The sequence below is a fragment of the Methanobrevibacter sp. UBA188 genome (assembly GCF_905234905.1).
Classification (GTDB): domain Archaea; phylum Methanobacteriota; class Methanobacteria; order Methanobacteriales; family Methanobacteriaceae; genus Methanocatella.
The window spans coordinates 1-8,867 of record NZ_CAJOJM010000060.1 but is presented as its reverse complement, the minus strand read 5'-3'; the positions used below and the strand labels follow the sequence as shown (position 1 = coordinate 8,867).

The window sequence follows — 8,867 nt, the reverse complement described above, 5'->3', positions numbered from 1 at the left end:
AATCCTGACTGTTGTACACTTGCTTTTGCAACAATGTGCTCTCATCACCCTCCTGCGGTTATGATTGCAATCAATTCAACACTCAAGAGAAAAACACTAGCAGATATTTTAAAAAGCAATGAGTTTTGCATTGGCTTTCCAAGCTGTGAGCATATGGATGAAACAGATTACTTTGGAATAGAATCAGGTTACAATCAAAACAAGCTTGAAAAGGTAAACTTTTCATATAAGGATGCTGAAATGGTTAATGCACCTATAATTGAGGAGTTTAAGGTTTCTGTTGAATGCAGGGTAATGAATATTGCTGAAGTTGGCTCACACACCCAAGTCACAGGTGAAATAGTAAACATTCAGGCAGATGAAAGTGTCGTGGATGATAACGGCAAAATAATTTTCGAAAAATTGGATCCGTTGGCTTACGATGACGTCACCCATTCCTACTTCAGGATGGGCGATAAGATTTCAGATGCATTCAAGCCGGGACGAAAATTCATGTAGGTGATTTTTGTGAAGTTTTTAACATTTGATGAGGAAAGGGATTTTCCATATTACAGGCATAATCCTCGCATATCTAAGGGAGCATGGTTTGTGCTGTTGCTTTTAATACCGCTATCATATATTGGATATATTCTTTTTTCCTTCGATGAACTTCTGTCAAGTATAATATTCTGTATGGTTTTGTTGATTCCTTTGCTTTATTTTTCAAACTGGGATTATAAGCTGATATTTCACAAGCCAACAAAAAATGAGATTATTCTTGCGGTATTGATGTTTGTCATATATATGGTATATTCAATTGCAATGGCTTCTGCTTTGGAAATGTTTAATTTATTACCTGTAGATGAAACACCATTAAATCTGAATATTATAAGCCTGGTTTCACTTTTCTTTTCAATGATGGGAGAAGAGCTGTTGAAATTCATACCTTTGATGTTTTTTATGAGGGTATTTTTCAAATATACTAATAAAAGGAACCTTTCATTCGTATCTTCAATGGTTATTGTGTTAATATTCTTTGCTTTTCTGCACTTTGACCCTTCATCAACATCAATAGCATCAGTATTGCTTTTGCAGGGTGTTGGATCACTTGTTGAAATGTATGGATATGCAAAAACCAAAAATCTATTTGTTCCATATATGTCTCACCTATTTACGGACGCATTCTCTTTTATACTAATTATGCTTGGAATATAGATGTGTTTTATACACATCATTTTTTTTATTAATAAACATTTTTTATGAAATGAATTTTAAATTGTTGCAAGTGCAATAGTTGTCAATGCAACAGTTTATATATGATGAAGTGTTAATACTAAGTATGAAATCATTAGTAGTATATTATTCAAGAACTAACATTACAGAAAAACTTGCAAAAACTATCGCAAGCAGAACAGATTCAGATATTGAAGAAATCATACCGAAAGTCAACTATCAGGGAAAACTGGGATATGCACGTGGAGGAAAACATGCAATTCAAGAAAAAATCATTGACTTGGAAAACTTGAAATATAATCCTGAAGACTATGACATTGTATATCTTGGAACACCGGTATGGGCATCAAAAGCATCAAGTCCAGTGATTTCATATATCAAACAGAATGAAGGCAAATTTACCAATGTCAAATTCTTCGCAACCGCTGGTTCAAGCGGTTTTGAATCAACATTCGAACAGATGGAAAAATATGTTTCCGTTAAACCTCAATCAACATTGGCATTAACAACCAAAGAGGTAAAAAAAGACTTGTTCGATGAAAAATTATCCTCATTTTTAGAATGATAACATGCCATTTGAAGAGATAAAGCAGATGGATGCAACCCAAATTCCGGTTGGAAAGCTTTTGTATATGATCGGAAAGGGATATTCGGTATATGTCAATCGCAATCTCGAGGGATTTGGAATAAATACGACACAGCTTCATTTGCTTTTTGAGATAGCGCATGAATCAAACATCAATCAGGAAATGATAGCAACAAGATGCAACATCAACAAGGGGGCTGTTGCAAGATCTATTCGAAAACTAGAAGAAAAGGGATTGGTGAAAAGAGAAATAGACGAAAACAACAGAAGACAGAACAGACTTTCACTGACCAAAGACGGTGAGGACATACTAATAAAAGCCTGTGGTGTTCTTCGCGATTGGGAAGATTCAGTAATTTTGGATGATGGATATATTAAAAAAGAATTGCTTCAAAAGGTATTGAAGGAAATAGCTGTTAAGACAATTGAGTTAAATGAGGGAGAGTAAAAAAATGTCTAAAAGTAAAAATATTGAAATGATTACAGGAGATCCTAAAAAGGCAATCGTAAAACTGGCATTGCCGATGATGCTTTCAATGCTTTTAATCATGCTTTACAATATTGCAGATAGTATATGGGTTGCAGGACTCGGTCCGGATGCCCTTGCTGCTGTAGGTTTTATCACACCATTATTCATGGTGCTTATAGGACTTGGAAATGGAATAGGTGCAGGTGCAAATTCATTGATAGCAAGAAATATCGGTGCTAAAAATCGTGACCAGGCAAACAATGCGGGGTTGCATGCTATTGTTTTATCAATTATAGTATCATTAGTATTTACAGTATTGATTGAAGTGTTTATGGTTCCTATATTGCAGTTTATGGGTGCAGGAAATACTATTCAATATGCAATGGATTACAGTTATATCATATTCGGATTCTTGTTCATCTTTGTGTTTTCAGGTGTTGCATCAGCAATATTCAGGTCTGAAGGAGACATGAGAAGAGCAACAATCGCAATTGCAGTAACAGCAGTACTGAACATCATTTTAGACCCTATATTTATTTATGTATTGAACTTTGGAATTTCAGGTGCAGCATGGGCAACAGTAGTATCGGCGACAATGTCATGTATTGTAATGAGCTACTGGATATGGGTTAAAAAGGATCTTTTCCTTGACTTGTCCCCTAAAAACTTCAAATATTCAAGTCATATAATGATTGACACCCTTCAGGTTGCAATCCCTTCAACATTGGAAACTATTGTATTTTCAGCTCTTGCAATAATCATTAACTCCATGCTTGTGCTTGCGGCAGGAACTACTGCAGTGGCAGTATATACAGCTTCAATGAGAATTGTGCAGTTGGCTATGATTCCACTGATTGGTATCGGTACAGCAGTCCTGACTGTTGCTGGTGTAGCTTATGGAGCGCATAACTACAAAAACCTCCAAACTGCCCATTCATATTCAATCAAAATAGGATTTATTGTATCCATTATTTTGGGAGCATTAATGTTCATTTTCTCAGGACAGATTGCTGCAGTATTTTCTTATACTCAAGCCAGTGCCGGTTTGGCATCAGAAATCGCAACAGCAATATCAGTATTGAGCCTGTTCGTATTGGCAATTCCTCACGGAATAATGTCTTCCATGATGTTTCAGGGTGTTGGAAAAGGAACATATTCTCTATTGATTACATTGCTTAGATCTTTAATCCTTGAAAGTGTATTTGCATATCTATTCTGCTTTATCTTTGGATGGGGACTTCCTGGAATCTATGGTGGAGTAGTGTTAGGATGTTTTGTTGGAGGAACAATTGGTTATATCTGGGCAAAACTATTCATTAGAAAATTCAAGGAAATTTCAATCAAAAAATATGAAAAACACGAAGAAAATAGTCCATAAGGGCTATTTTTTTATACTATTTTTTACTAAAATTTAATCATGGAATTCATATTGAACAACAAGAAATATGCAATTCAAAACCATGAACTGTATATTAACTATCTGATGGTTGACAATTACTTCAGACACAACTATTCCAAATACGATTATGACATTGAATTTGATTTTATAGAACCTATTTTGAATAAGCAAAAGGTTGAGTTTGAAGATATACTGGAAGGTACTGAAGTATTGGAGGAACTGATTGAAAAGGGTGAAATCAATTTTATCCCTCAGGGCCTGAGAATTGATGAACATGTCAACGGAAACTTTAAAATTACTTATCAAAATCTGGAGTTTACCAATGTCCATGTAGGTGAAGCCATTCCATTATTGATAGCATTGAATACCCTTCTTAATTATAAGCCAACGGTTTCACTTACCCAGATTGAGGAGGAACTTGAAAATTTCATTGAACAATTCAGGTCATATAATGAAAATATGATGTAAAGTTTTTCTAAAAACCCAGTAATATTTTAATTCCAATCAATATTAGGATGACACCACCCAATATTTGGAACTTATCGCCTAGCCAGTCACCCAGTTTGCGGCCGATGAATATTCCTGCTATGCTGAATGCAAATGCAACCACACCTATTATGCTTGCAGATATCAGGAGAGGATCATTGAACAGTGCAAATGTTATTCCTACTGCAAATGCATCAATGCTTGTGGCTATTGCAAGCAGTGTCACTTCCTTGAATGAAAACTCATCGCTTATTTCATCCTCATCGCCGGATAAGCTTTCGCGAATCATATTCAATCCTATTGCCAAAAGCAATACGAATCCGATTATTGATGCGAAAGATGCGATTATGTCTGAGATTGTACTTATGCAATAATATCCAAGAATCGGCATCATGAATTGGAAAAATCCAAAAAATAGACCATAATAAAGAATTTGTGATTGCTTAAGATTCTTTTGGGTAAATCCTTTTGTTAATGATACGCTAAATGCATCCATTGCAAGAGCTACAGCTATTAAAAAAACAGAAATTAAGTTTAGTGACATTGTATTTTATTTTGTTGCTGTTTATATAAAATTATATTGATTAGAAAAAATCTAATCAATGTGTAATTCTACCAGTCTTTCCACAAATGGGTTTGCAGAACGCTTTTTTTACTAAGTTCCTCCAGCTTCAAAAAGAGTTTCCATCTGGAATGAAATGCTTCATATGGGCTCTTGCTGCAAAGTCAATCGGACTTAGAAGAGGTACTGGATCATCCTTTTCAGCCTGTTCCCCCGTAAATGACCCTATAGCCTGACATGCTGAAGCCTGTGGTGTCAGAATATGCGCTGTTTTTGACCTAAATGAACTGTTGATTTGTAAAACTGCTGACAATTCAATAGGATTTAATGTAAACACTACTGATTGGGGAATTTCACCTTCTTCTAAAAGTTCAATTGGTTTAAATATGACATACTCCTTATCATCATAAATTGGTCTTGATTTGATGTGTTTGACTGCAGTTTCATAATCACAATATATTCTTTCACCTTTTTTAAACATTTCCTGTATATGTGTTGGTTTATTTTCCAGACTTTTGAGAAATTTATCCCTATCTTTTGCTGAATCGGCACCCTGTGAGAGGAATGTTGCTTGAAATTCTAGGGCACCTTCATGGGTAAAGCCGTCTCCCCATCCCATACCGGTTTCAATACCTCCGCATGAAACGTTTTCACGTCCAAATGCAGTTGTTTTTCTTTTGGCTATTGTTTGGGAGATAAATGCCATAACACAACCACCTTTTCCAGGCTTTGGTATTATTGCATCATCTGGCTTTTCATCGCTTTTAATTAAAACGATTGGATTAAATTTACCATTTATTTCGTTGACAATATTAAATTCCATTGTTACTCCTCCGATTAATTAAAATTTTTTATAATTTTCTATAAAAATTTTGCTGTTATTATTAAATTTAATAATTTTTATAAAATTTAATAAATTTTATTAATTTTTTCTTTGTATGAGTTTTAATCTTAATATTGGTGATGTATTACAGTTATTTTATATAAAATAAGATAAATATTGCTTATAATATGATAATATTATTTATGGTGTTGTTATTAGTTAAAATATTGGTTTAAATCAATTATTTTTACTAAAATTCTTGTTGGTGTAATATTACAATAGTCGGCATAGTATTTCCGTATATTATACTTAAATATATTTTATATGGAAATATATAAAAATAGGTATTATAGATATTATATGTATTTAACTAGTAGTTGATATATTATATACTTACTAATTATATGTATTGTGGTATTAATAGTATGATGACTATTATACTATTATCCGTATTTACGGAAATATATTATTTATATATTTTCCATATTTACAGAAAATATATATTATATGTATTTTACCACTAATGCTCAAGTAATATCAAGAAAATAGTATAAATCAACTGCTTGATATATATCAAGCTAGTGAAATTGACTATTTTCGTTAAATTTTGCTGTTTTTTATTAAATTTTGTGAAATTTATTAAATATTATCTGCGATGACGCCTATATCTAATATATTTTATTGATTGATAGACTACAAAGAACAATATAGCCACGAATATTACAATACCTACAAGGATAGATGCTAACATGAGTTTAGATACATGATGAATAGATTCATGAAGTGTCATATTGCCCATATATTCATAATTAGGTGCTATTGGTATATCTTCAGCTTTAAATAGTGTTTTGTTGAAATATACATTGTCTACAAGGCCACCTGTACTCATACCCCACTTGGATCCATCATCATTGGTTAAGTAAGCATCAGTTACATTCACTTTGGCTGTGTTATTTTCAAAGGTATGGAAGTGATAAGTGGTAATATCTCTTCTGGTAAGTCCAAAGGCATCAGATTGCGCTAATTCTATCATAGCTGCTACTTTATCACTAGTATTAAGTGATAAGCTGCCATTGTCCATGTATTTTTCCCTATTTGGAATTACAATGTATTGGCCAGGTTCCAATTTGCCTTTAAAATGATTGTCAGAAAATGCAACACCATAATTTCCGTTAGGTGCCTTAATCAAAAGATGTCCTAATTTATAAGGTTCTTTAATTTGCTGAATCTGGACTAAACCATCTTCTGAAATGCTATTATCATCTGTAATCATTTGGGAAGTTATTTCTTCAATTTTTTCATTATCCGGACCGTCGTCAATTCCTCCGTATCCGATTGTCCAACCGTTACTGGTTATGATTACCTGACAGAAATAGTCACCTGTTGTTTTATATTGCTTGATTGCAGGTATGCCATGCCAATCAATCTCTTCTATGTAAATGTCAGCGGTTAAATTTGCATCTCTTCTAAAGGAGAACATACTGTTGTTTCCATCTAATTGCAATGCAACTGAACAACAGCCAGTTAAGTCTGATGCATTGGTTTCATCCAAAATCTGTTGTATTTCATATATATTTTGTTGATTATCCGATGCACATACGCTTAGTACCGAAACAAGTATTAAAAAAATACCTAATATAAATATACTCCTCTTAGAAATCATATAAACCCTTAAAAAAATTTAGTAATATTAGAACTTATCAGTATACTGATATTAAAATTAGGTTTGTTTAAATTAATATTTAAATATTATTGATTTAGGTATAAAATAAATAAAAAAAGTAAAATATAATATTTATATATTAAATTTCATATTGTTTACTTTTAATTTTTGTTTCATTTGCTCTCTGTCAACATGGATATATTTATCTGTTGTTTGGCTGTTGGAGTGTCCTGCAATTGTTTGGACTTCTGCAACGGTCAATACTTCTGCATAATGGCTTAAAGCGGTGTGTCTGAGTATGTGAACACTGACATTTTTTCCATAGTTTATAGGACAATCAATATTTTCATTGCTGATTCTTTCATCAGCAAGATGAGCATATTTTTTCACGATATCCTGAACTCCACGTTTTCCTATTCTATTTCCTTTAATGTTGGTAAATAGTTCTTCACGTGTTACTTCTTCAGCTGCCTTGTTTCTCTGAATTACTGGTCTATATACATCATTTGTGTTTTTTCTGAGTTTTGTGATTCGATTGTAGATCATGCTGTTCAAGCTGTCCAATGTATCATATGTGATGAAGGTTGTACGGTCTTTCAATTCTCCTTTTGTAGTTTCTGCACGTAGATATACATCAATAAACTCATTTGTGTCGCTTGGCATTTCATAAAAGCCATTGTCATCTATTGGAACTTGGATATCATCCTTGTTTAATAGTACCAGTTCTTTTAGCCTCATTCCAGAATCGATGAAAGTCCTGCAAATTGCGTAATCTCTCGGATTTCCGCTTTGTTTGATTGTATCTAAAAAGAAATCGGATTGTTGCCAAGTTAAGCTGATTTTTTCAATTCTTTTTTTGGCAGTTTCTGGATCTTCAGCCTTTACTTCAATGATATCTTTCATTTTGATGGGATCGTGCTGAATTTCTTCCTGGACATCTTCTGAATTGATGAATTCCAAAATGTTCATCATATATGTTTTTACAGTTGTTCTTTTATTCCCACGTTTCTTTAGACAGTACCTACGATAATGTCTTAACTGTTTTTTAACATTGCTGCTGTTGAGTTCATCAATTCCTTCATTTTCCAGATATTCTATAAATTTTGATATATTAAATGTTTGTTTTTGGATTGTTTCTTCTGTTAAGTTTTTTACCTCTTGTTTTTCTTCTAAGTATTCATCTAGGTAGTCTGTTAGCTCATCAACCTCGATCATAAGCTTTTTGCCTCCTAAATTTTTATACCTAACCCTTGGTTATACTATTGATTTTTTGAGTATATAAAGACTTCGTATCTTTTCATTTTTACTGTATATTATTACATAAAATATACGTTCTCTTTATATATTAAATTTGGATAATTTGGGAGTTTCTAGGGAAATGTTGTAAGTGAAGTAATACATATACATCAAGTGGTCTCAAAATGGTGATTTCTACAATTTTTGTATTTGTAATACTAATTTAACCAAAAAGTAATAAAAATTTTTTAGATAAATTATAAATTTAAAAATAGAAAAAGTAATGAAAAAAATTTGGAATAAATTCTAATCCAAAATTTTTTTCCAGTAAATGTTTTTGTCAAAAATTATTTGTTAATTATTTATCTTTAAAATGCAAGAATACCACAACTTCTGCAAGTTGTGGATGAATTGCACTATTGGGTGTACTG

General features: G+C 32.6%; 10 protein-coding genes. 6 read left to right on the top strand and 4 right to left on the bottom strand.

Translation table 11 applies throughout. The features are described 5' to 3' along the window. From QZ143_RS08815 to QZ143_RS08790, 6 genes are all read left to right on the top strand, one after another. Positions 1-498 (top strand): flavin reductase family protein (locus QZ143_RS08815; RefSeq protein WP_292883304.1); only part of this gene is annotated, 498 nt, incomplete at its 5' end. Between the two features lie 9 nt (positions 499-507). Further along, complete coding sequence (locus tag QZ143_RS08810; protein WP_292607348.1) at positions 508-1,194, top strand: CPBP family glutamic-type intramembrane protease; 687 nt, start codon at positions 508-510, stop codon at positions 1,192-1,194. A 124-nt stretch (positions 1,195-1,318) separates the two neighbouring features. Continuing rightward, the gene (locus tag QZ143_RS08805) at positions 1,319-1,777 is read left to right on the top strand and encodes a flavodoxin (RefSeq protein ID WP_292883301.1); all 459 of its coding nucleotides are present in this window, start codon (positions 1,319-1,321) and stop codon (positions 1,775-1,777) included. A 4-nt stretch (positions 1,778-1,781) separates the two neighbouring features. Continuing rightward, the gene (locus QZ143_RS08800; RefSeq protein ID WP_292883298.1) at positions 1,782-2,246 is read left to right on the top strand and encodes a MarR family transcriptional regulator; all 465 of its coding nucleotides are present in this window, start codon (positions 1,782-1,784) and stop codon (positions 2,244-2,246) included. A 4-nt stretch (positions 2,247-2,250) separates the two neighbouring features. After that, positions 2,251-3,645: an MATE family efflux transporter gene (locus tag QZ143_RS08795; RefSeq protein ID WP_292883296.1), complete on the top strand. Its 1,395-nt coding sequence runs from the start codon at positions 2,251-2,253 to the stop codon at positions 3,643-3,645. A gap of 39 nt (positions 3,646-3,684) precedes the next feature. Continuing rightward, positions 3,685-4,134: a hypothetical protein gene (locus tag QZ143_RS08790; RefSeq protein ID WP_292883293.1), complete on the top strand. Its 450-nt coding sequence runs from the start codon at positions 3,685-3,687 to the stop codon at positions 4,132-4,134. 7 nt (positions 4,135-4,141) lie between these two features. Here the strand turns inward: QZ143_RS08790 and QZ143_RS08785 are convergent, their stop codons facing one another. The 4 genes from QZ143_RS08785 to QZ143_RS08770 all read right to left on the bottom strand — a co-directional run bounded on the left by QZ143_RS08785 (position 4,142) and on the right by QZ143_RS08770 (position 8,415). Continuing rightward, positions 4,142-4,696, bottom strand: a complete 555-nt coding sequence (locus tag QZ143_RS08785) for a manganese efflux pump MntP family protein (protein WP_292883291.1) — start codon at positions 4,694-4,696, stop codon at positions 4,142-4,144. 127 nt (positions 4,697-4,823) lie between these two features. Next, the gene (locus QZ143_RS08780; protein ID WP_292883288.1) at positions 4,824-5,537 is read right to left on the bottom strand and encodes a DUF169 domain-containing protein; all 714 of its coding nucleotides are present in this window, start codon (positions 5,535-5,537) and stop codon (positions 4,824-4,826) included. Between the two features lie 646 nt (positions 5,538-6,183). After that, positions 6,184-7,200: a hypothetical protein gene (locus tag QZ143_RS08775; protein ID WP_292883285.1), complete on the bottom strand. Its 1,017-nt coding sequence runs from the start codon at positions 7,198-7,200 to the stop codon at positions 6,184-6,186. Positions 7,201-7,332: 132 nt separating this feature from the next. Continuing rightward, a complete protein-coding gene (locus QZ143_RS08770) occupies positions 7,333-8,415 on the bottom strand; it encodes a site-specific integrase (RefSeq protein WP_292883283.1) in 1,083 nt (360 codons plus the stop codon). Positions 8,416-8,867: the final 452 nt, after the last annotated feature.

Coding starts and splice junctions, on each gene's coding strand:
- QZ143_RS08775 (WP_292883285.1), bottom strand. CDS start 7,200: ATGATTTCTAAGAGGAGTATATTTATATTAGGTATTTTTTTAATACTT.
- QZ143_RS08795 (WP_292883296.1), top strand. CDS start 2,251: ATGTCTAAAAGTAAAAATATTGAAATGATTACAGGAGATCCTAAAAAG.
- QZ143_RS08805 (WP_292883301.1), top strand. CDS start 1,319: ATGAAATCATTAGTAGTATATTATTCAAGAACTAACATTACAGAAAAA.
- QZ143_RS08800 (WP_292883298.1), top strand. CDS start 1,782: ATGCCATTTGAAGAGATAAAGCAGATGGATGCAACCCAAATTCCGGTT.
- QZ143_RS08790 (WP_292883293.1), top strand. CDS start 3,685: ATGGAATTCATATTGAACAACAAGAAATATGCAATTCAAAACCATGAA.
- QZ143_RS08785 (WP_292883291.1), bottom strand. CDS start 4,696: ATGTCACTAAACTTAATTTCTGTTTTTTTAATAGCTGTAGCTCTTGCA.
- QZ143_RS08780 (WP_292883288.1), bottom strand. CDS start 5,537: ATGGAATTTAATATTGTCAACGAAATAAATGGTAAATTTAATCCAATC.
- QZ143_RS08770 (WP_292883283.1), bottom strand. CDS start 8,415: ATGATCGAGGTTGATGAGCTAACAGACTACCTAGATGAATACTTAGAA.